The 24473-nt window shown below is 33.4% G+C and carries 19 protein-coding genes; 10 read left to right on the top strand and 9 right to left on the bottom strand.

All coding sequences use genetic code 11. From position 1 onward, the window contains the following. Positions 1 to 10: 10 nt before the first annotated feature. The 9 genes from AACZ92_RS05955 to AACZ92_RS05915 form a co-directional block, all read right to left on the bottom strand. Positions 11 to 724: a SprT family zinc-dependent metalloprotease gene (locus AACZ92_RS05955; RefSeq protein ID WP_339698343.1), complete on the bottom strand. Its 714-nt coding sequence runs from the start codon at positions 722 to 724 to the stop codon at positions 11 to 13. Further along, positions 714 to 3755, bottom strand: a complete 3042-nt coding sequence (locus tag AACZ92_RS05950; RefSeq protein WP_339698340.1) for an HsdR family type I site-specific deoxyribonuclease — start codon at positions 3753 to 3755, stop codon at positions 714 to 716. The genes AACZ92_RS05955 and AACZ92_RS05950 overlap by 11 nt, the downstream gene beginning before the upstream one ends. A 2-nt stretch (positions 3756 to 3757) precedes the next feature. Then, positions 3758 to 5077, bottom strand: coding sequence for a hypothetical protein (locus tag AACZ92_RS05945; RefSeq protein ID WP_339698337.1), 1320 nt, complete (start codon positions 5075 to 5077; stop codon positions 3758 to 3760). Continuing rightward, on the bottom strand, positions 5077 to 6852 hold the full coding sequence (locus tag AACZ92_RS05940; protein WP_339698334.1) for an AAA family ATPase: 1776 nt from the start codon (positions 6850 to 6852) through the stop codon (positions 5077 to 5079). Before AACZ92_RS05940 ends, AACZ92_RS05945 begins: the two co-directional genes overlap by 1 nt. A gap of 16 nt (positions 6853 to 6868) precedes the next feature. Further along, positions 6869 to 8740, bottom strand: coding sequence for a restriction endonuclease subunit S (locus tag AACZ92_RS05935; RefSeq protein WP_339698331.1), 1872 nt, complete (start codon positions 8738 to 8740; stop codon positions 6869 to 6871). Next, positions 8731 to 11151 (bottom strand): type I restriction-modification system subunit M, encoded by a 2421-nt coding sequence (locus AACZ92_RS05930; RefSeq protein WP_339698328.1) that lies wholly within the window; start codon positions 11149 to 11151, stop codon positions 8731 to 8733. Before AACZ92_RS05930 ends, AACZ92_RS05935 begins: the two co-directional genes overlap by 10 nt. After that, entirely contained in the window at positions 11152 to 11943 is a 792-nt protein-coding gene (locus AACZ92_RS05925; RefSeq protein ID WP_339698325.1) for a nucleotidyl transferase AbiEii/AbiGii toxin family protein, read from the bottom strand. Continuing rightward, positions 11940 to 12734, bottom strand: a complete 795-nt coding sequence (locus AACZ92_RS05920; RefSeq protein WP_339698322.1) for a type IV toxin-antitoxin system AbiEi family antitoxin — start codon at positions 12732 to 12734, stop codon at positions 11940 to 11942. The genes AACZ92_RS05925 and AACZ92_RS05920 overlap by 4 nt, the downstream gene beginning before the upstream one ends. Positions 12735 to 12872: 138 nt before the next feature. Continuing rightward, positions 12873 to 14075, bottom strand: a complete 1203-nt coding sequence (locus AACZ92_RS05915) for a site-specific integrase (RefSeq protein ID WP_339698319.1) — start codon at positions 14073 to 14075, stop codon at positions 12873 to 12875. 451 nt (positions 14076 to 14526) lie between these two features. Here AACZ92_RS05915 and AACZ92_RS05910 point away from each other — a divergent pair, with 451 nt between their 5' ends. The 10 genes from AACZ92_RS05910 to AACZ92_RS05865 all read left to right on the top strand — a co-directional run bounded on the left by AACZ92_RS05910 (position 14527) and on the right by AACZ92_RS05865 (position 24471). Further along, positions 14527 to 15090, top strand: a complete 564-nt coding sequence (locus AACZ92_RS05910; protein ID WP_339698316.1) for a TetR/AcrR family transcriptional regulator — start codon at positions 14527 to 14529, stop codon at positions 15088 to 15090. 66 nt (positions 15091 to 15156) lie between these two features. Further along, positions 15157 to 15705 (top strand): carboxymuconolactone decarboxylase family protein, encoded by a 549-nt coding sequence (locus AACZ92_RS05905; RefSeq protein ID WP_339698313.1) that lies wholly within the window; start codon positions 15157 to 15159, stop codon positions 15703 to 15705. Between the two features lie 105 nt (positions 15706 to 15810). After that, positions 15811 to 16536 (top strand): SDR family oxidoreductase, encoded by a 726-nt coding sequence (locus AACZ92_RS05900; protein ID WP_339698311.1) that lies wholly within the window; start codon positions 15811 to 15813, stop codon positions 16534 to 16536. A 17-nt stretch (positions 16537 to 16553) separates the two neighbouring features. After that, positions 16554 to 16868 carry an EthD family reductase gene (locus AACZ92_RS05895; RefSeq protein WP_339698308.1) on the top strand — a complete coding sequence of 105 codons (315 nt, stop codon included), beginning with the start codon at positions 16554 to 16556 and terminating at the stop codon, positions 16866 to 16868. Positions 16869 to 16890: 22 nt separating this feature from the next. Next, on the top strand, positions 16891 to 17562 hold the full coding sequence (locus AACZ92_RS05890; protein WP_339698305.1) for a hypothetical protein: 672 nt from the start codon (positions 16891 to 16893) through the stop codon (positions 17560 to 17562). A gap of 51 nt (positions 17563 to 17613) precedes the next feature. Then, positions 17614 to 18258, top strand: coding sequence for a DsbA family oxidoreductase (locus tag AACZ92_RS05885; protein WP_339698302.1), 645 nt, complete (start codon positions 17614 to 17616; stop codon positions 18256 to 18258). A gap of 7 nt (positions 18259 to 18265) precedes the next feature. Then, a complete protein-coding gene (locus AACZ92_RS05880) occupies positions 18266 to 19057 on the top strand; it encodes a haloacid dehalogenase type II (protein ID WP_339698299.1) in 792 nt (263 codons plus the stop codon). 93 nt (positions 19058 to 19150) lie between these two features. Continuing rightward, on the top strand, positions 19151 to 20062 hold the full coding sequence (locus AACZ92_RS05875; protein ID WP_339698296.1) for an AraC family transcriptional regulator: 912 nt from the start codon (positions 19151 to 19153) through the stop codon (positions 20060 to 20062). A 215-nt stretch (positions 20063 to 20277) separates the two neighbouring features. Next, the gene (locus AACZ92_RS05870) at positions 20278 to 21339 is read left to right on the top strand and encodes an efflux RND transporter periplasmic adaptor subunit (protein ID WP_339698293.1); all 1062 of its coding nucleotides are present in this window, start codon (positions 20278 to 20280) and stop codon (positions 21337 to 21339) included. 3 nt (positions 21340 to 21342) lie between these two features. Beyond that, positions 21343 to 24471: an efflux RND transporter permease subunit gene (locus AACZ92_RS05865; RefSeq protein ID WP_339698290.1), complete on the top strand. Its 3129-nt coding sequence runs from the start codon at positions 21343 to 21345 to the stop codon at positions 24469 to 24471. The last annotated feature ends 2 nt before the right edge of the window (positions 24472 to 24473 follow it).

The raw sequence follows: 24473 nt of genomic DNA, 5'->3' as shown, positions 1-24473 counted from the left end.
TTTATAAGTGTTAATAAGCCACAAGCAAATCATTCAATTCTCTTTTATAAGTTTTCCAATTTGGCATAAATTTATCTAAAAGACCTTTGAAATTATCGTTATGATTACGCTCTAAAAAATGCATTAACTCGTGAACAATAACATACTCTAAACAATGCCTCGGTTTTTTTGCCAACTCAAGATTCAACATTATTTTTCTTTTTTCAATATTGCAAGAGCCCCATTTGGTACGCATTTTTTTAATGTTCCAATTCTCACAATTCAAATTGGTCTTTTCTTCCCAGTTTTTAATTATGTTCGGAACAATTTCTTTTAAATGGTCTCTATACCATTCATTAAATACTTTTTCTTTTGCCTCAATAGTAGCTTTAGGACTGACATACAATTCTAAATAGCTTTTGTTTTTTATTTTCAGCTCGTGTTTTCCGTATCGCTCTATTACTCGTAATAAATATCGTTTACCATCAAAGTAGTGACTTTCTCCATCTATATACTCTCTTGATGTTTCTCTTAGTTGTTCGTAGAAGTTTTTTTGGTGCTTTTTGATCCACCTTATCTTGCTTATAGCAAATAGTCTAATGGCTTCGTCATTCAAGTCTTTAGGTGTAGCAATACGGATTCTTCCCGTCGGTGGATAAACGGCCAAGTGCATATTATTGATGTCTTTTTTTACCACATCAATGGTTAAATCCAAAACTTGTATTTGCTTTTCTTTAATACTCATTTTGATTTTTTATAATTTCAAAAATCTCATCAACGCTGTAACCATCTGGAAGTATATGCTTAATAGCAATTTTAATCTTTTTCTCTTTTAATTTATTGCCCCTGAAGTCTGCTTGCTTATTATACTTTACAGCTTCATCCATTAATACTGCAAGTGCCTCATCTTTTCCTAAATTATCATACAATGCTCTTTTTGCATTAGTGTCTAATACATTTGGATATTCCGAAGTTTTATTTGGATGAGTAACCCTTTTAGTAAGTTCAATTATTTTATGAAGATACTTTTTGTAATCAAATGCTTCACGCTTGCGCTCCAATATCAATTCGTCCAAAATAACTGACATCTTCTCAAAATATCTTGGATTAGTTGGTGCTTCTTCAATAATTACTTTACGCAAATTATTTTCAATGGTTTCTGCAACTGCTTCTTTATCTTTTCTGATGCCCTCGGGCAATGATTCAACAGCACCCTCGCCACGTTCAATAATTAACTGAACTAAGGATAAATCATCAAAAGCTGAAATTTTTTCACTTTCATCTGCTCTGATGTAACTATCAATTAAGTGTCGCATTGCCGGCTCAAATCGTTTTAAGTCGATGTAGTCGCCACTTGCTTTTTCGATTTCATCTCTTAAATTCGTATAGAATTTAACCTCTTGTTTTATTGTTTCGATTTCACTTATTGAATATCCAGCTTCTTTCATTTCATTAGCAACATTTGCATACGAACGAATTAAACTAACAGTATATTTATATAAATGAACTCTTAAAGGTTCTGTATTTTTTAAATCTTCCTTATTCTCAGATACACCACAAAAAAAGCGTTGAAAGTTTAACGTGTTTTGAGGGAATACTGGCTCGCATAATGCCTTGATAGTTTCTCTTGCATTTTCTAATCGTTCTTTTGCTTTGTCAAGTCGATTATCCAAAAGCCCTTGTACATCGTCGTTTTCAAATTCGCCAAAGGCCTCTTTTGTATAATCATTAATCGAGTTTTCTAAACTTTTAAATAAATCTTTGTAGTCAATGATGTAGCCATATTCTTTGCTTTCTCCATCCAATCGGTTTACGCGACAAATTGCTTGAAATAGACCGTGGTCACGCATCTGCTTATCAATGTATAAGTATGTAGCAGATGGCGCATCAAAACCCGTTAGCAGTTTATCAACCACAATTAAGAGCTTCATTTGAGCAGGTTCTTCGATAAACTTTGTTTTTGCCTCTAATTCAAAGTCTTCGGTAGTTTTTCCATCAAGCATTCTTTTATAGGTTTCATACTGCATCAATTTTTCAGTATAGCCTTCCTCTCCAGTTGTTTCGTCTTTTATGCTTTGAAGTGTGGGATTATAAGATGTTATAATGGCACAACGCTTAAACCCTTTCTGTTGAAATATTTCGTAATAACGACAGGCTTGATAAATACTTCCTGAAACCAACATAGCATTTCCTGTCCCATTTTGCAGCCTATCTTTAATTTCAAAATCCATTAAAATATCATCGACAATTCTATTTAATCTGTCCTGAGAACTCAATACCTTTTGCATTGTTCCCCAACGGCGCTTTAATTTTTGCTTAGCTATATCGGTTAAGCCTCTCGTTTTAGCATCGAACCACTGGTCTATTTTGCTTTGTGAAGTAATATTTTGTTCCACATCCCGAGCTTCGTATCTCAAGTCCAAAACCACTTTGTCAATAACCGCTTCATCAAATTTGTAGGTATGAATGTATGAACCAAAAATCTCTATACTTTTTTGCTTGTCTTTTTTAAGTAAAGGTGTTCCTGTAAAACCAACAAATACAGCATTGGGAAGTATTTGCCTCATAGCTTTATTCAAAGTGCCAGATTGTGTCCTGTGACACTCGTCTACAAATACAAATAGATTTCCTTTTGCTTTAAAGTTTTTAGGTAAGCTGCTCGTTAATTCATCAGCAAACGCATCAAAGTTGGCTTCGTCCTTGCCTCCAAATTTGTGGACTAATGAACAGATAAGCCATTCATTTTTTTGATTTAGCGTATCAATTAAATCCCGGCCACTTGTTGTCCTGTAAATATCCTCTTGAACTCCTTTAAAAACTTTTTCAATCTGGCTATCTAATTCTTCTCTATCGGTAATTATCAATACTCGCGCATCATCTACATTTTTGCGTAACCATTTGGTAAGCCAAACCATCGTTAGGCTTTTTCCACTACCTTGTGTGTGCCAAATGATTCCGCCTTCTCTTTTTTGAACCTTCTCCTGAGCGGCTTTTACTCCAAAATATTGATTGTGTCGGCACAATTTTTTAACACCTTTATCAAATACTATAAAATCGTGAATGATTTCTAAAAAACGTTCTTTATTACATAATTGGGAAATGTGTTTTATAAGTTTACTTTTTTCGTGCACTGAGCTCGTCGAATTGTTTTCTTTCCATTGCAGATAATATTTTTCTGAAGTTTCGATAGTTCCATAACGCAAACCCTCAGTATCATTTCCAGCCATTACAAACTGAATTGTTGTATAGAATGAACCAATTACATCCTTTTCTTGGTTCAATAAGTTCTGCCTAATACCTTCTGTAACCCCTACAGTACTTCTCTTTAATTCTATCACGCCAAGAGCGATACCATTTACATAAATAACAATATCTGGTCTTTTGGTATGGTTTCCCGAAATAGTAACTTCTTCAGCAATGGCAAAATGATTGTTAGTTGGTTTTTTCCAATCTATAAGCCAAACGGTTTCTTTATTTTCGCCAACGTCAGGTCGTACTTTAACGCCATAACGAAGCAAACTGTAAATATCTTTGTTGGCATCATACAAGCTTTTGCCTAAATCATCTGCATCTTTGGTCAATCTTTCAATGGCTTTGGTAATAAGCGTATCTGAATAGCCTTGTTTTTTTAAGAACGATGTTAAGTATTGAGGTTCTATATTACTGTTTTCGGTTCTGTCTTTCCAGTCGCCCAAATAATCATAGGTCAAACCCAATTCAAAAAACTGAACTACTTTTTTTTGCGTAATGCGCTCTATTTGACCTACGTTTCTCATATTTAATATGTTTGTAATTCCGTTAATCGACTTAAAAAATTTAACTCTTCTCGCTTAACTTTTTCTTCGTTCAAATCTGTATAATCAATCCCGTCGATTAGATACTTTGTCTTCGTTGTTTTTTGACTAAAAAGTGTTTCGGATTTATTTTTGAATTGCCTATCTGTATTAAACTCTTTTGATAAAGGATATAAAAGTCCGCCGGCAATGACATTTTTACTTTGATGGTAATAATTTATATAAGTATGTATTTGAAAGAAATCGGCTCTGTCATAATCGTAATAATCAAACTCCATTCTCTTGTACTTAGCATCCCATACCATCAAATTATTATCTCTTTCCAAAACAATATCCGGAATGAGCAATCTTTTAAAATCCTTATTCTGGTATGTCCATATTTTATCTTTTTTCAGTTTCCAACCGGACTTCGAAAAATGTCTTTTTAAAATTGTCCTTAAATAAATCTCCCAAACTTCCGCCATATCAATAAAAAAACTAAAACTATCAGAAGATTTATCATCGTCATTACTGAAATTTTTCTTTTTGATTATATCCCAAGAGAGGTCTACAACAGGCTTAAATGACTTATAAATATCATTGTATTTTACTTTTTTAAAATCTAACTCAGTCAAATAAGTTTCTCTTGTGCTGGAAGCCAATAATTGTTCGATTGCGTTTTTAGCGCCTAATGATACTTTGATTGAGGACAGTTTGTAATCTGCTTTTAAAATCTTGTAGGCTTTAAGAAGAATTTTAGAAATATTAGAATCAACTACCTTCTCCGTATATCTACTCACAATTTTTTCTTCGACTTTAAGGGGAATAATACTTTTTCTAACATCTAACCGACCTCTTACAATTGCGCCTTTGTAATATTTTGTAACATTGTGTTTTGGAATACCGTGTTTATTCGCTTTCGACAAAAGGTTTAACCATAAAAAAGCAATCAGTTGTTTTATTAAGTATTGGTAGTCGTCCTGTTTTTTAATGGAACTCTTAGATTTGGTTAGCTTGATGTTAAAAACCTCTTCTAACATCCTAAAAAGCTGCAAATTTCCAAATCTTGGCTTAATTATTATTTTGTATTCAACGTCCTTAAAAATAAAATGAGCCTCTCCAACTAATCTTCCTGCGTACCATTTTGCATCTTTTGTATTGAAGTATGCTATCTCTAAATCATCGTCCTTATGAAGGTCTCCAATGTGAAATAAATTCAACTTTTGTTGATTAGAAATAAAGTATTGGATTGCCTCGCCATTTCCTTCTTGATTTTCAAAAGGAAAGCAATCTTTAGCTTTTATAATAATTGGCGATTTTGACATTATTTACTGAAGAATATACTTTTAAGCTCTTTCAATATTTCATCTCGTAAATCAAGATCCATATTACCCAGAAATGATACAAGCATAGGTTGAATAGAAATATTCCATAAAATGCCTGTTGGACCTCCATCATTTCGATAAAGTTGATTTTGTAAGCTGGTGTAACCACCTATTTCTTTATAGCTTTTATAAATCTCAACGATTTCTCCAAAAAATGTCTGTCCTATTTGATATTGTTTGCCGAGTTCTGGGATAGTGGAAATTTTTTTGTTGAGATTTGTCACATTACGAACATATCTCTCCATTTCATCTTCCATCTTTAATCGTGTATCTAAAGCATCGTTTTTCTTATGTATTATTTGCCAAAGTATATCCTTATTATATCCATAAAAGAACCATAAAAAGCGTCTTCTCAATGCAAAATCAATACGCTCCAATGAAAAATCAATCTCATTCATTGTCCCGATTACGTATAGATTATTGGGTATCGTGAGCATTAACTCACCAACTCCTACTTCAATAGGCTCGTCTCTATTTTCGAGTGCTGAAAAGACCTCTCCAAATAGCCTTGATAAATCAATTCTATTTATTTCATCTAAGATTAAAACGTGTGGTAGCCCCGCTGAATCTTCTTCTGCTGCTTTACAGATATTGAACAAAGTTCCCTTGGTTTTCTCTGTATTACCATTTTTTAATTGATAGCCTGCAATAAAATCTTCATACGTGTAATTTGGATGAAGCTGTAAATGGTGTATGCGATTCGCTGTAAAGTCTGGTTTATCCTTAAAGTATTTTACAACATTCTGTCTGTCTTTTAAAAAGCTATGTGAGATTATGGCTTCGGCCAAATGCTTTGCAGTATGTGTTTTACTTGTTCCTGGTGGACCATATAGAATTATAGCTTTTTTATATTGCAAACCTTGAACTTCAGAAAAGCCTTCTTCTGTCAATGAATAATTCCAAATCTTAGAATATTCTCGTTCATAAAAGTCAAAACCTATCTTTGTATATTCTCCTAACTTTTCCCTGATTGCAAAGATTTTTTCATCTGCATTTAAGTTCTTTTTCTCCTCATCACTCAATAAACCGTTGAAAGAAACAATGATTTGATTTTTATGATTTTCAGAGGCAATGCGTTCGTAATTATCAGGACTACTGGTGTATGTTAAAATGTTGGTTAGCGCCAGTTTACTTTTTGGTAGTGCTTCTTTAAATTCTGATGATAAACCATACCCTTCAATTTCATTTCCGTATTTGTGATATAAACAGATATTTTCAATCCAATCCTTAACTTCTTGTAATTCGCTAATTTCATTACTATTTACCTTTTCTTTGATAAATTGGATTATTAGCAAGCAAAAGGTGATTTCATAATATTTATTATTTGTGTGCCATTGTCCTGCACTTCCAAATCCTCTTGGATAAATATCTTTTACCAGCTTGTCTTCACTTAGTTCGGTTGTTCTTCGAGTGTAGTGAATTTTTTTATGGTAGCCAATATCATCTACTGCAAAAGCCCAAAGCCATTCAGCGTGGGCAAACACCAATCTTGTTTCTAAATCTGCATCTTTAAATTGTTGTGTTATTTTTGAATCAAAATTGCTCCCTTGTTCATCGTTATAATTTTCAACAAAGTTTTTAAAACACTTGTTTATGGTGGTTTTATTAAGAATATCCCGATGTTCAGTAGTTAGAATACTATTTCCTTCTAAAAGAAACTCACTAATAAATTTGTCGTAGCATCTATAAACATCCTTTGCGTGTTCTTGTCTCATATTTTAATTCGTTCTTTTAACCAAACAACTGGTTCACTTTAATAATTGCACTTTTTATATTTTCATCTGAAAAGGTTGGCCTCTTAAGTTTTGGTCTCCATTCTTTATCGTCATTAATTAATTGTTTTACGCTTTGAAAATTCACTACTTTGTTATCCTTCAATAAATCTTGCATCGCCATATCAACCGTTGCCCAAAGCTCTAATTGATTTCGTTTTGTGTATTTGAACTGTTGAATCCATTGTAATGCATTTTCTCCGTACCATTTTTTGAAGTATTCAATTGCTTGCGTGCAATTGTCGCCTGCAACAAAATTTTCGTATTTCTTTCCTTTATAGTTAGAAATATGTTTTTTTACATATCTATTCTGTAATGCAATTTTTTCAGCTCCTCCATATCTTGTCTTGGGTTTGTAAGGGCCAGCAGCTTTTTTCAAATACCCATTATCTTCTTCTTCCTTAAATCGTTTCAATAAATAAGAAACTTTAGTGTACATAAAGCGGGTTAACGGGAACTCATTACTTCCAAATGTATCTGCCATTGTCCCAATTAATACTGCATCGGTAATATGTTCATTGTGCGGTTTTTCAATTTTATAATCCGCCTCTGGTTCGGCAGCAATTGATGGTATCTCGCTTTCTGACTTTGCTTTTAATTTTATGGGTGTGCTTTTCTTTGTTGCTTGATTAACAGGTTTAACTAACCTAATTTTACCAGTCAATAACTCTTGCATCATCCCTTGCTTTAGGTTTTGCGTTTTTTGTAGTTGAGTTTCTAAAGCTTCAATCTCTGAATCCATATCACTTAATATTTGGGTTATGGCTTTTTGTTCTTGAAGACTTGGGCAAAAAAATGAAATACTTAACAATAAATTATTATACAGTCTTTTTATAGTGCTTCCCTCTGTGTTGAACTTCATTGAGTTATATATATAATAGAGAAAGCTATTTGTTACTAAACTCTCATCATTTGCAATCCAAACTATATTTGAATCTTGATAATAAGCAGTTTCTCCATCATATACCACAGTTCTACCAATAGTTCCAGAAGCAGATATTAGTATGTCACCAACTTTTGGATAGGAATATTTATTTTTGAATTCATTGAATAAACGTTTGGAAATAAATGAATTTGCTTCTTTTCCAAAAGTTCCAATTTTATAAAAGGGAACGTCACCTTCATCTGTTGTTTGGTAAGAAAATATCCTCTTACACATTTTAACTTTGCCAATGTCACCAATTGTTTTAGTTTCCCACTTACCTGTAAATCCTTTTAACCGTTTTCTGCCAGTTAACAACTCTTGTGTTGCACCTTGCATAACGGCTTTCTTTTTTGCAATGAGTGTTTTTAGATTTTGGATTAAAATATCTGTGTCACTTAAAGTATTAGCAATTAATCTTTGCTCTTCTAAAGTAGGTGGTGCAGGAAAGGTGTAATGAACAAAATCTTTTTGATATAAATGGTTGATTGTAGAACCTGCTGTAAGTTTCGATAGGAAGTCGGCAAAATGTCCTGACCTCAAAATATAGTAAAGGTACTTTGGGTAAAAACTCTTTCCTAAAGGTCTGATAACAAAAACACCACTGTTTAAAGTAGTTGGTTTTACAATCTTGTCCACAATAGCAACTTTTCCTATTGTACCGTCTTTAGTTACAAGAATATCATCTACTTGTAATTGGATGTATTTGTCTTGGTCGTAACGCTCTTTTTCAACGTGAACACAATTATCCCAATCAATAAATCCATTTAAAAAATCTGTACCAGTAACAAGATAGTAATCTCCAGAACTTAAATATTCAGCAGTCGTTAAACCCTGCCAACCTATTCTTGCTTTAAGTGTTGCAGATTTTCCAAGATTAATTTGTTTCCAAGAATCCATTATTTCCATACCATTCCCATTTTTTGTAAATGCTCTGTAACCTTGGTTTGTAATTCTTTTACTTGTTGATCTACTTGTGGTAATGGGTATTCGTAACGGTTTGCCAACTCGGTAATTCGGCTGGTTAAGCGTTGGCTGATTCGGTCTATCTCACTATCGATACTATTTTTTATAACAGCCAACCATTTATCTTCTACAATCAGGGTTTTGATTTCTCGTTCGGTTAGTTGCGGGTATTTGGTATATACTTGTTGCTTTAGCTTTGATTCTTCTTCCTTCAAAGATTTTTTATTAGCAGCTTCTAAAGTCATTAGCTTCTCGTAGCTGTGGATAATATAATACTCTTCAGCATATTCATCATCGCCTTTTATTTCTTTCAATCTTTTAGAAATGTCTCCTTTTGTAATGTTGCCTTTTTCATTAATTATTTCATTTAATAAACCTTCATCGGCTGAGTGTTCCTCTTTGAGTTCAGTCATTTCGGCAGACAACGTATCTAAATAAGCTTCAATGGTTTTTACTTCGGTTTGTTCTTTATTGAAAAAGCGGCTTATAACTAAATCAAAAGGGATTAATTCACTTTCAAATTCTCCTTTTTTAATCTTTCCTTTTTTATCCTTTAATGGTGTTAGAGTGGCAACCCAACCATCTTCTTTTATTAAAAAACTATCGTCTTTTAAAATGTCATTCCAGTAATCCATTAAATGCTGGTAAATATCATACGGATTGATTAATGCCTTGTTTTTATAATGCTTCAAAAGACTTTCAGAGATTTCAAAAATGAGTTCCTTTGGTTTGGTAGTTTCCTCAATATTCCAAAGTTTCGGTTTGGTTTCGCTTTCCCAATCGTTATAAACTTTATTTAAAGTTTCTCTATATGCTATAAATTCAGCGTGATTAAAAATAGTTTCTTTAATATTTGCTTTAGGTACAACCAAACTACTGTAATGTTCTCTTTTTGCAGGATGGAACAAATGCTCTTTTAAGTTTGGATAAACGTTCCAATAATTGTGCAAGGCTTCAATATCTCTATTAGGAATGTCGCCCAATAAGTGGGCTTGGATATCTTGAATGTCCTCTTCGTCTTGGCTATCGATATATCTTGGAATGTTAAGATTATATTCGTTTGCTTCAATTTCTTCGTACGATACCATTCTTGAAAATTTAGCAACCTCCATTTGATTGTTGAATACATCTACAATTTTATGCAAGTCCTGCTCTCGTAATCGGTTTTTGTTTCCATCTTTGATATAACCTTTGCTGCCATCAATCATAAATAGGCCTTTACGAGTTCCAGCATTTGCTTTGTCAATTACAATAATACAGGCAGGAATACCTGTGCCAAAAAACAAGTTGGCAGGCAGGCCAATGATGCCTTTTATTAAACCACGCTTTACAATATTGGTTCTAATGGTTGCTTCTGCATTTCCACGGAACAAAACACCGTGAGGCAAAATAACTGCTCCTTTTCCTTTCGTCTTTAAAGAGCGGATGATATGCAATAGAAAAGCATAGTCTCCATTTTTATTTGGTGGGATACCAAAACCATCAAAGCGTTTGTAGATATCGCTCTCTGGAAGAAAGCCATTGCTCCAAGATTTAACCGAAAATGGCGGATTTGCCACACAGAAATCGAAGCGTTTTAACTGCTCTCCATCTTTATGTATTGGATCTGCCAATGTGTTGCCTTGTACAATATCTTGAACTGCTTCTGGGTTGTTATGCAGCACCATATTCATTTTTGCCAAAGCTACCGTGGCATTGTCCTTTTCTTGACCATAAATGGTTAGTCCGTGAGGTGCTTCATCATTCACTTTTAAAAGTAACGATGCCGAGCCACACGCTGGGTCATACACGGTTTGTGACTGCGAAGTAGCAGTATCAACACCTATAATTTTAGCCATTATTCGGGACACTTCAGCAGGCGTGTAAAACTGTCCTTTGCTTTTTCCTGATTCCTTTGCAAAGTGTTGCATCAGGTATTCGTATGCATCCCCTAAGAGGTCGTCATCTTCTGCTCGATTATTACTGAAGTTAAGCGCAGGGTTTTCAAAAATAGCAATGAGCTTGCTTAGTTTTTCAATGAGTTCTTTTCCTTTCCCTAATTTATCTTCATCATTGAAATCTGCCATTTTAGACAGCATATTAAAGCCATTCTCTCTATCAATAGGTGCTAATACTTTTTTATTGATATAATCGCCAATCCCATCTTTACCTTTCATTTTAACCAAGTCGTCAAAACTTGCACTTTCAGGAATGGTAATTAATGCATCTTCATCATTTGCATATTTATCTGAAACGTATTTTATAAATAGAAGTGGAAGAATGTAATCTTTATATTGGGAAGCGTCCATACCGCCTCTTAATTCATCACAGCTTTTCCAAAGTGAACTATATAATTCTGATTTTTTTATTGCCATTTATATCTTGTTTATCAATTTGCTTTTAAGCCACTCAAAAGCTTTTTCTTGATTATATGCTATTCCCGTTCTCAACAATGCCTCCATATCTCCTGTGAAATTTGGGTCTTGTTCTTTTTCTTCAATATTTAGTAGAAACTCTTTTTGACTTGGTGGTTTATTTCCTGTTGAGAATGTTGTGTATTCTTTAAAGCATTTAATTATCTGGTCTATGTCCAATTCCATATGCAATCTGGAATAATCCAAATCAAACAAATCCCGTCCTTTACTGCGTTGGTATAATGCTCGTAATTTTGTGCCTAATAACTCATTAATGTTATAGGTTCTAATTTTTGCACTTCCTGTAAACCAATCGCTTTTTACTTCAAAAGGAAATTCTACCCAAGGCAATACGTTAAAATGCTCTTTACAATTGATTTCTAATTTTAAGCGCAATCTAATCTCTTCATATTCAGAAGTGAAACGATATAGTGCTTTTGCTCCGTGTCCTTTAACTTGTGTTTTTCTTGGTTCCTCAAAAAATGTGATTAATTCATTGAGACGTTGCATTATTGGTTTTATAGGACCTGGTTTTATTTGTACTAAGTCAATATCCTCTGAGTATCTTGGTGCTGGATTCAAATACAGCTTATGCAGGGCAGTACCTCCTCTAAATGCAAGGTTTTCATTTAAGAATTCATCGGAAAATATATTTATAAGGGTACGACTGATTACCAAATCTTGTTCTACCTGTGAAAATTCTTTCCAAGGGGCGTGCATTTGCCATTTTGCTATGTCTGGTCTTGGAATCATAAATCACTTTCCATTTTTACGTTTACATCTATTTTCCATCTATTCTCAACCGCACCTGCCTTTTCATTTGACCTTGGACTCAATAAAACTGGATAGAATTTTTTATATTTTAGATGTTCATGTATAAGATTCGCAATTTCAGATTTGGGATTGATTTCATCCAATAAAAATCCTAAACGCTGCAAAACACTTTTTTGAGAGTACCATGACAACAAATCTTGAGCGTCTTCCAACTTTATTTCTTCTGTCAGTTCTTCTATAACTGAAAGCATTCTATTTAACCCACCTATTTTGGTCTGATGATAAATTAAGTCCACAGCTGTTAAGCAAGGACTGGATATATTGAACATTCCAGCATCTCCCTTTCTTGATATTATATTTTTTCTTGGCCAGTTAGAAACGGTAAAGAAATCAATATGAATGGCACTCTTAAGGATGGATAATAAAGGTGCTTTATTGTGTAAGACATACTCCTTTTGAATTTGTTGATGCCCAGCACCATAAAATTTTGCTGCTGAATATAAGCCCACATAATAATTACGGTCTAAGTACTTGAACAAGCTATTTACATATAGCTCTAATGGTAACTTACCAAGCCTTGAATATCGGGGTGGAATAATTAAATAGAAGTGATGCCTTAGGGGAATGATATTTCCATTTTTGGTGGCATACTTTAAATCATTTTGTACCGAATCTTCAGACTTACCTGAGTAAGCATCAGCTATTTCATCAAAAGTGAATGAGTAGTTTTCAAAGGATAATTGATTATTTATGAAATCAGATAAAGTCAATTTTAGTAAATTTTCGAGAAAGGTAGTAAAAATTACCCTTTTTCTCGAAAGTTTACTAAAGTATTATATAATTATATTAAATACATTTAAACTGCCTTCATATGTAAGATTAAAAAAATCAAAGATTGATTCCTTGCTCTAGAAATCCACAACCCTATCCAACGCGTCATCCACATCATCCTGCATAAAATTAGATTGATACATAATGGTAGTAGTGACTGACGAGTGCCTGTATAACTTCTGTAACATTTGAATAGGTATTTTACTTCCTGATATGTTACCAAAACTATGTCGGGCTATATGCATACTCAAATTCTTTTCAATATCAAGATGAGCAGCGATTTTTTTAAGATGTCTATTACAAGTTCGTGTGACGGTTTTAATTCTCGTTCGCAAAGTTTTTGCATCTTTTGGGTCAACCATTCTCAATTCTTCAAAAACAAAATCATCTTGAGCTTTTTGTTTGTATATATTAAGGAGTGGTTTCGCCTTCTCTGGGATTTTTAACGAGACTAATTTCTGGTTTTTACCCATTCGATAGCGCAGTCGGTTGTCAATAAAGTCAGACCACTTAAGCTGCATCACATCTCCTATTCTTATACCAGCAAAATAGAAACTAATTAACCAGATATTAAGCGCGTGTTGCTGTGATGGTGTCAATCCTTCAGCATTTTCCAATAACTTTACCTCCTCAACAGTCAATCCAATTTTTTCGGATTCCAAGAACTTAATGGTATATCCTCCTCTTCCAAACGGATAATGATTCCGCTCTGCCCACTTTTCACCAATTGCAATATTATATATCGTTCTAATTGCAATCATATAATTCACTGTAGTGCGATGGGCCAGTCCTCTTTCATTTTTAAGATATGCCTCAAACCGTTTTAATAAGTCCACCGTAATTTCGTTAAAGTGCAATTTTTCTGTTTTCGCAAATGCCTTGAATTTTTCCATTCTTCTTTTAACGACATCTTTTTGGTGAAATTGACCCCGTTCCTCCAATCTTCTTAGCTGAATCTTAACCGCACTGAAAAAATCGAAGCGTTGTTTTTTGACAATATTGGTTTTAATTGCTGAAACAGATTGATACTCCCGCTCAGATTCGGCATTTAAAAGACGCTTGTTAGCCTCGCTTAATTTTGAGAAAATTAGCTGATTTATATACATTGCGTCTGGATGTGATTTTCTTACCAGACCCTTTTCCTCGTTCCACTGTAATTTATCGATGTATTGACCTGTGAAAATGTAGGAGGATTTTCTATCTTTTGTAATTCTGATAGCGATGGGATACAATAATCTTGCATTTGGTTTGTTCCTAAGTACAGTTTGAATAGATGCCATAATCAAAAATTTAGACAATTAAGATACTAAATTTTAGGTACAACATAGGTACAACAAATGGCCCTTTTCCTTGATATCAAATGATATTATGTAAAATAGAATTTTATGTAACTGATTGATTTTAAGGTTTTTTGACGTGTTTTGAAGGACGATTTTGAATTTTCATAACCCGGAGGTCTGGGGTTCAAGTCCCCATCTCGCTACAAAATAATTAGGCAATTACATTTATTTGTAATTGCCTTTTTTATGTTTAGTTAAAACGTTTTTAAAACTTTAAGTAGCTCTAACTAACATTGCTTTAATTTCTTCCTATAGTTTAACCCCCTATTACTTAATTAAGATTCCAGATAAACTAAATTTTAAATACTGCTTTTCTACATTTATTATAAAACTTTCTTAAAAATTTTTTTAAACCTAACCGGTTGTTTAGTTTTGTGGTGTACTAAAAATAATGGCACGAAAAAAAGAATATATAGAAGAAGAGGTTATTGATAAAGCAATGCATTTGTTTTGGCAAAATGGTTATGAAAATACGTCAATGAAAATGCTGGAGCAAGAAATGGGTATCAATAAGTTCTCCATATATTCAAGTTTTGGGAGTAAACACGGTCTCTTTCTTGAAAGTTTGAAGTGTTACAATTCTAAAATTAAAAAGATATTCGAAAAGCTCAAAAATGCATCAAATGGTGTTAAAGATATAAAACAGTTTTTCTATGATTCGGTAAATATTGGTCATCAAGTAGGAAACAAAAAAGGTTGTTTAGTAACCAATACCTATAATGAGTTTTCTGAAAGCGATGATATATTGATAAAAAATCAGATGAACGTGTTTATGGATAATCTTAAAAAAGTATTTATTGAAAAACTGAAAACTGATTCAACTAAAGATGCAGAAACAGTATTAAAACAAGCAAACTTTTTATTATTAGCCAAACACGGTCTGGCAGCGGCATCTCGAGTTAATAACCAAAAAGAAATAGAAGACTATATTGAAATGACATTTAAAAACATTTAAAAATTTTTTAACCCTAATCTAAACGGTTGTTTAGATATTTATTAATAAGAATTAAAGTTTAAAATTATGACAAGTTTAAAAATTCAGAATCTAGAATCTGCTCCAAAAGAGAGCAAGGAATTATTAGAGAAATCTAAAAAAGCATATGGTATGATACCTGGCTTACACGGTGTTTTAGCCGGAGCGCCTGGCATCCTTGATGCTTACCAAAAATTACATGAGTTATTTGTAGATTCCTCTTTTAATAATGAAGAGTTAACTGTAGTATGGCAATCTATAAATGTAGAGCATGAATGTCACTATTGTGTGCCAGCACACACAGGTATCGCTAAAATGATGAAAGTAGACGATGCTATCACAGAGGCGTTACGTAATGAAACTAAATTAGAAGATCCTAAATTAGAAGCATTGCGAACTATGACATTAAAAATTGTTCGTAATCGTGGTAATGTAACTCAAGAAGATTTAGATGCTTTTTACGAAGCTGGTTATGGCGAGAGACAAGTACTTGAAATTATCTTAGGCTTATCTCAAAAAACTATTAGTAATTATGTAAACCATATTGCTAATACACCAGTTGATGAAGGATTTAAAAAATATGAGTGGAGTAAATAAATCTTCGTTTTTATTCTAAAACTTAAGATAGGTTAGTTGTTATAAACCTTCCGTTTAGTCGGAAGGTTTATAAATTAAAAAATTAAGAATCTAAAAAATAGAATTATGAGTATGGCTGTAGAAAATAAAGTAGCATTAGTAACTGGCGCAAACAGAGGAATTGGTAAATCGATTGTAGAATCATTTCTAAAACACGGTGCTAAAAAGGTATACTTAGCTGTTCGTGATTTAGACTCTACGAAAGAATTAGAAGAGAAATATGGAAACAAAGTTTCAACGGTAAAAGCAGATCTATCTAATGCAAAATCTATAGAAGAGTTAGCACAACAAACAACAGATGTAGAGATTGTTGTTAATAATGCTGGTATTGGTAACCCACAGGCAACCATTGGTGAAGAAGTAGAAAAAGAGCTTCAAAAACAATTAGACGTTAATGTATTCGGTTTTTTACGAATGGCAAATGCTTTTGCTAAATCACTAGAGAAAAATAAAGGAGCAATGGTTCAAATGAATTCTGTAGCTTCTTTAAAAAACTTCCCTCATCTTTCCATCTATTCTGCTTCAAAGGCAGCTTCTTATTCTTTAACGCAAGGTTTAAGAGCAGACTTAAAAGATAAAGGAGTAAATATATTAAGTGTGCATCCAGGTCCTATAGATACTGAAATGGCAGCCGAAGCAGGTTTTGATAATCCCTCTTCTCCAGAAACTGTTTCAGAGGGAATTGTGACCGCACTTAAATCTGGAGATTTTCATTTATTCCCCGACGAGATGGCAAAAGAGGTAGAACAGGCTTACCAGAGTTTTTCTGAAAATGTTGTTTTAACAGAATAAATATTTTAAATAAAAATATGATAAAAGTATCCGTAATGTATCCGAACGGTAAAGATGTGCAGTTTGATGCAGAATATTACAAAGCAAACCACTTACCAATGATCGTAAATGCTCTAGGTGATGCCTTAAAAGGTTTAGAATTAGATTTAGGTGTGGCTAGTAGGGTTCCTGGAGAACCTGCACCTTACGTAGCAATCGCACATTTAAAATTTGATAGCATAACCTCGTTTCAAGAGTCCTTTGGACCCCATGGAGAAACCTTTGCTGCAGATGTTAAAAATTATAGTAATGTGCAAGGAGTGCTTCAAATTAGCGAATTGATTACTTTTTAAAAAAGACTAGAAAGGTGTTGTAATGAAAATTAAAGAAGAAACTATAAAACATATAGCAGAAAAGAACTTTAAATCCGTTTTTAGAACTACTACTGAAGCTCCAGGTTTTGTGCATCTAGTTTTTAACAAAAAAGAAATTACACCTTATCGATTTAGGTCTATTATGATAGATCTAAAAAAAGAATTATCAAAACTTAGTGTTTCTGCATTCAACAAAAAACTAAGCTACCATTGGCTTGTACGCTTTGACCAACAAGTAAACACACCTTTTCATGTAGACAATGCTGCAGATGAATCTATACTTATGTTAGGTTATGAACCTAGTGAAATTAAAAGTGAGTTGCATGTAGCAGATTACCACGCTTACGCTAATAAAGCTTATAAAACACTCGAAGACTATTCTAATAAATTTCCACCTGTTTTTAAAAAGGACGATGATTTATTAAAGCCTTTTACATCAAAAATAAATTCAGTAAATAAGGATAATTATTCTATTGTTATAATTAATAATAGTAGTCCAAAATCTAATGTTTCTACATTAGGTATGTATCATAAAGCATTAATTATAAATAAAGATTTAAGTAAAAGCAGAGTTGTGAATTCTATGGTTTTAAATATGGTATCAATAGATAAAATCACAGAAGATGAACAAAAGGAAAATATTTTCCTCAGCACTAATCTAATTAGTAAATAACTAGATTAGTTTTGTAGAAATAAATATAAAATTCAATTAAAAAATAAAATTATGGCTGATAAATTAAAAATAGATATCGTTTCAGATGTAGTGTGTCCTTGGTGTACTATTGGATACAAGCGTTTGGAAAAAGCAATTGCAGAACTTGGTGTTCAAGATCAAATAGAAATAGAATGGCAACCATTTGAGTTAAACCCGAATATGCCCGTTGAAGGCCAAAATGTAAAAGAACATATTACTGAAAAATATGGATCTACTCTTGAACAACAAAAAGAGTCCCAACAGCATATGACCGAAGTAGGAGAAGAGCTTGGTTTTAAGTTTGATTATTTTGATGATATGCGAATGGTAAATACTTTTAATGCTCATATTTTATTAGATTATGCAAAAGACTTCGGAAAGCAAACCGAACTTAAAATGCGATTAACTGCCGCTTTCTTTAGTGAACGAAAAGATGTTTCAGATAAAGAAATTTTAAAAAAAGCTTTATTGGACGTGGGTTTAAATGCAGATGAAGCACTTGCAAGGCTAGATAATGAAGAAGTACGCTATGATATAAGAAACAAGCAAGGCTATTGGAAGAACATGGGAGTTAATTCGGTGCCAACAATTGTATTTAACCGAAAAAGTGCAGTAACCGGAGCGCAACCTGTAGACGTGTTTAAAGAAGTACTTTCAGAATTAATTACTGAATAAGTGGATTATGAAAGACAGAAGGAAATTTATAAAAAACCTGGGGTTATTAGGTGCAACAGGAGTTTTGATGCCTAATATAGGACTAGGACAAACAACAAATAATATGGAAAATAGCGACAATGTAAGACCAAAAGTTTTATTCTTTGATGTTAATGAAACTTTGCTAGATCTTACCGATATGAAACAAGTAGTGAGTGAAGCTCTAAACGGTAGAGATGATTTACTTTCTTTATGGTTTACTACCATGCTTCAATATTCTTTAGTTACCACAGCAAGCGGTCAATATGAACATTTTGGAAATATTGGAGCTGCAGCTTTACAAATGGTAGCAGCTAATAATAATATTAAATTGTCAGAGGAAGAAGCACGTAAAACTGTTTTAAATTCCTTACGTGGTTTGCCAGCACACCCCGAAGTAAAAGAAGCTTTAGCTCAATTAAAAAAAGACGGTTATAAACTGGTATCTTTTACAAATTCTTCAAACGAAGGGGTGAAAAAGCAATTTGAAAGCGCGGGTTTAACGGAGTATTTTGATGAACGCTTAAGCGTAGAAGACATTGGGAAATTTAAACCTTTTACAGATACATATACTTGGGCTGCACGAAAAATGGGAGTAAAGCCAGAGGAGTGCATACTTATAGCTGCCCATGGTTGGGATGTGGCTGGTGCGTTGTGGGCTGGCTGGCGAGCAGCATTTATAAGCAGACCAGGACAACAAATATTCCCATTGGCTCCACAGACAGAGATTAGTGAAGATGATTTAAAAAAAGTTGCTCAGGTTCTATTATCGTATAAATAATTCAGTGTTTATTAGAAAATTACACAACAGATAATAGTCTAAAAGGAACTTGATAAATATTATATTTGTAATCCAAATCTTCATAAAACCATTTTGCAAGAAAATTTAATTAGAAAGCATACTATAAATGAGCTAATTGAGATTATGGGGGACAACCCCCAAAATGACGATTTACACGTACATATTTCAAAAAATAAATACGAAGAAATTCCTATTACATATCCTTTTAGGACAGATGATTATTCGTTGATATTTGTTGTTAAAGGAGAAATTAAAATTCAATTAAATTTACGTGAAATCACAATTAAAAGCGGCGAAATTATTCCAGTTAAGCCAAAGGTAGCTGTACAATTGCTTAAAATCAGTAAGAATTTAGAAATTATCGGAATTTGTTTTAGCGTAGATTTTATTCTAAAAAACTCTTTTACGAAGATAGAATTCGATAAAATTGAGTTTTTTACAAGAGAAAATGTAGTTAAGCTCAAATTATCACCAACTGAAAGTAAAACAACAGTATCATTATCAAAACTTTTAAAGCAGTATAATAATCCGAAGGAATCTGACATACCTTTTAAGGGGGAATTAATTAAACACACTTTTGGTGGGTTGGTTTTTCATTGTTCTTCTGTCTTTAAAAAAAATAATCCCAACCTAGAATTATCTGTATCTAGAAATGAAGAATTAGCACTTCGTTTTTTAAAACTTCTCAATGATAACTTTAAAGCAGAGAAATCTGTACAGTTTTATGCCGAAATTTTATCAATAACCTCGGGCCATTTATCTAAGGTTTTAAAAGAAGTATCTGGCAAGACGGCTGGAGAGTTAATTGTAGATACTGTAATTTTAGAAGCTAAAATATTGCTAGGTAATCCATCTCTTTCCATAGCACAAATCTCGGACGATTTACAATTTAGCGATCAATCTTTCTTCGGAAAATATTTTAAAAAACATTCTGGTTTTTCTCCATCTCAATTTAGAAATCTTAAGTTACAATTACAGACTTAGACCAAATGTTATTTTGTTGTGAAATTATAAACTCTTGATATTTATAATATTGTAATTTTTGTAACTTTTCACATCAATCTATAAAATCCCTCATATTGACCAATTACTCCCTCTTATAGACCTTTCCTATTGGTGAATATTAAGGCATTTTTGCGAGTAAATTTTTTTCCAATGAGGTAAAAAATAATATTAGAAAAACTTTAAATGCTAATTAAATGCTACGTAAACCTTTTTTGTATTCTGTAATGCTAGGATTTCTATTGCTCTCGTGCAATGACAAAGAAACCTCTAAAGAAATAACACCTGTTGGAGTAGAAACTTTAACTATAGGAAACACCAATAATGAATCTAGCATTACTTCAGAAAGCTATCCTGGAACGATACAAGCCGAAATGGATGCCCAACTGAGTTTTCAAGTATCTGGAGATGTCAATAAAATTCATGTAAATATTGGAGACTATGTTGAAAAAGGGAGTCTCATTGCAAATATAGATCCTACTACTTATGTAGAACAATATGAGGCACAACAGGCACAAGCTGACTTAGCAGAAGAAAATTATACTCGTATTAATGAGGTGTATAAAAAAGGCAGTATTGCCGAGATTAGAATGATTGAAGCTCGTTCTAATTTTAAACAGGCTCAATCTGCCGCAAATGCAGCATATCAAAATGTAAAGAAAACAAAGTTAAGAGCACCATTTTCAGGATATATTGGTAATAAGATGATGGAAACTGGGGATGTAGCAAGTCCGGGAAAGCCTGTAGTAGAATTACTTGATATGGATCAAGTACAAGCTATTATTTCCTTATCAGATAAAGAAGTGAATACCTATAAAGTAGGGGATAGTGCTACGGTTACTGTAAGTGCCTTAGACAAAAAATTTACAGGTGTACTTACCGAAATAGCTGTTCAGTCTGGAAGGCAAAACCCTGTGTATAAAGCTAAAATCACTATACCAAACCCAGATAAAATATTAAAACCGGGAATGGCTTGTCAAACTAGCTTTAATAAATCAACAAATAAAACCGAAACTGAAAATAACTTGCAATCGATTGTACTTCCTGTACAAGTGGTTTCTATAACCGATGAAGGACAAAACTTTGTTTATGTAGTAGATACTGAGAAAAATACAGCACAACGTAAATTCGTTGAAATCGGTACACTTTACAATGACGGTATTGCCATAGAAAAAGGTTTGCAAAAGGGTGATGTCATTATTACATCTGGATATCACAAACTTACCAATAACACTCCTGTAAAAGTTCTAAGCAAGTAATTTATGAAAAAGAAAGGAAACCTTATAGAATGGGGGATGAAGCATAAAGCTTTTCCCCTAGCATTAGCTTTCACCTTATTTATTATCGGACTTATCGGGCTATTTAATATGTCCCGAAATGAGTTCCCCAATTTTACAACCCGAACTGGGCTTGTCATTGGATCATTTCCAGGAGCAAGTTCAGAAGAGGTTGAAACACAATTGACTTCTAAACTTGAAGAATACTTATTTACGTTTAATGAAGTGGATAAAACTAAAACCTATTCCTATTCAAAAAACGGAATGAGTTACGTGTATTTAGAAGTTTCAGACAGAATTGGAAAAGACGAAACCCAACAGTTTTGGAACAAACTAAAAAATAATTTATTTGTATTTCAGCAGCAATCCTTACCTAAAGGAGTACGAGGTATAGCCGTAAATAGTGATTTTGGTAATACCGCTGCCATGATTTTGTCGGTTCAGTCTAAAACTAGACCTTATAAAGATCTCCAATTTCATGTAGAAGATATTATTGACAACCTGCGCCAGATTGAAGATATGGCAAAAATCACCTATTCAGGTGGACTTACGGAACAAATAGCTATTTCGGTAGATCAAAATAAGTTGGCTCAGTACGGTATAAGTCCGGGAATGCTAATGCAAAGTCTACAAACCCGAGGAACGATATTACCAGGAGGGACTTTAGAAAATAAAAACTTTGACCGCCCTATACAACTTGATGCGTTTTTAAATAATGTTACTGATGTAGCACAACACATTATTAGGTCTGATGAAAATGGAAATGTAATTAGGTTAAGTGATATTGCAAACATAAAGAGGGAATATGAAGACCCAGACTCTTACATACAAACAGGAGGTACAAAGGCAATGATTATCACTTTAGAGATGGCTAAAGGGAATAATATTGTACAATTTGGAGAGGAGATTAAAGAGCATTTAGCTCAGCTAAAACAAGACTTACCAGAAGATATTGAAGTTAAAACTATTGCAGACCAGCCTGTAGTGGTAGATCATTCTATAGGCCATTTTATGAAAGAATTTGGCTATGCGCTTTTAGGAGTTATTCTGGTATGTATGCTATTACTTCCTTTTCGGATAGCTTCTTTAGCTGCAGCGACAATTCCTATTACTATTTCTGCTACGCTTGCGCTTATGTATCTTTTCGGGATGGAACTTAACACCGTAACATTAGCCGCTTTAATTGTCGTACTTGGTATTGTAGTAGATGATCCTATTGTTGTAATAGACAATTATGTAGAAAAACTGGATGAAGGTGAATCTAGATTTGAAGCAGCTTATCATAGTGCTGTAGAATTATTCCCATCTGTTTTTACGGCTACACTTGCCATTTCTGCTACGTTTTTCCCGCTTATGTTTTTTATGAGTGGAACGGCAAAAGACTTCTTAAGTACGTTTCCTTTTACAATTTCTATAGCCTTATTTCTGTCTTTAGCAATATCCATTTTACTGGTGCCTTTTCTTAATACCGTTTTTATTAAAAAAGGATTGCATTCAGAAAAGGATGAAGATGAAGCTAAAAAGAAAAAATCTGTGTTAGATAGGCTTCAAGATTTTTTCAATAAGAGTGTAGAAAAAGCTATGAAACATTATAAAATAACTGTTTTCATGGGAGTGCTCTCTGTTGTATTAGGAATGTTTCTCTTTTCGAATGTAAGTCAAGAGTTATTTCCAATTGTAGAAAGAGATCAATTTGCAGTAGAGGTCAATCTCAGCAAAGGAAGCAATTTACAAGAAACGGCAGCTATTGTAGAAGAATTCGAAGAGATTTTATCAAAAGATGAGAGAATCTTAGACTACACCAGTTTTATTGGAGAAAGTTCTCCTCGATTTCATATGGTGTATGCTCCCAATCTTCCAGCGAAAAATTATGCTCAAATATTAGTGACAACAGCTTCAAATGATGCTACGGAAGAAGTATTAAGAGAATACGACGATAAGTATTCTGAAATGTTTCCAAACGCCTATTTAAGGATGAAACAACTTAACATGGTAGGAAAACCTGCCCCAATTGAGGTAAGGCTTTACGGAAATGATATTTCAGAATTAAAAAAGTATGGAGATCAAATTATTGATGTGGCTAGACAAACTCCCCAAACCATCTGGAGTAGAAGCAATTTTGGAGAATTATACAGTTCGGTAAGTATTGATATTAAAGAAGAGCAAGCCGCTCAAGCAGGTCTAACCAAGGAAGATATAGGTTATACCATTGCTATGAATATGGAGGGCTTACAAGCGACTCAAATTTATGAGGATGATTATGCCATTAATATTAAAATAAAAGCAGAAAATCATGCGGCGCAGACAATTTCAGATTTACGGCAACTTTCAGTGATTGCACCTAACACAGGTAATGTAATTCCATTAAAACAAGTAGCAAATATAACCCCAACTTGGGAGCAAGAACAAATTGTAAGACGTAATGGGATGCGCTGTTTAACCATTAGAGTTGATATTGAAAAGGGAGCTGTAGCTAACGTTGTTCAAGGCAAAATGACGCCTAAAATAGAAGAATTAGATATTCCTAGTCATATTAGAATAAACTATGGGGGAGAACATGAAATGTCTGAAGAAAACTTGCTGCCCATGGGAATCTCGTTATTGATAAGTGTACTACTTATTATCCTAATTCTTATTTGGCATTTTAAATCCTTCAAACACGCAGCTTTAAGTTTTATTACTATGCCGTTAAGTATTCTAGGAGCTGCATTAGGTTTATTACTTATGCAATATCCTTTCGGGTTTACTTCTTTCTTAGGAATATTAGCACTTTGTGGTATTGTAGTAAGAAACGGAATTATCCTCATTGATTTTGCAGACGAATTACGCCTTCACCATGGCAAAAATGTTCTTCAAGCTGCAATTCTATCTGCGCAACGTAGAATGAGGCCTATTTTCCTTACCTCATCTGCTGCCGCAGTAGGAGTTACCCCTATGATTATTAGTAGGTCTAGCTTATGGGGACCGTTGGGTACTGTAATCGCTTTTGGTCTTTTAGTTTCTATGGTTTTAACACTCTTTGTGTTGCCTGTACTTTACTGGTTATTCTTTAGAAATGAAGAAGAAGCTAAGGATGAAAACAATGATGACGAATTAAAAACAATAAACTCATAAAA

This window comes from uncultured Marixanthomonas sp. (assembly GCF_963974425.1).
Lineage (GTDB): Bacteria > Bacteroidota > Bacteroidia > Flavobacteriales > Flavobacteriaceae > Marixanthomonas.
Note: the sequence above shows the minus strand (reverse complement) of the source record. Positions and strands in the feature narration are given on the sequence as shown.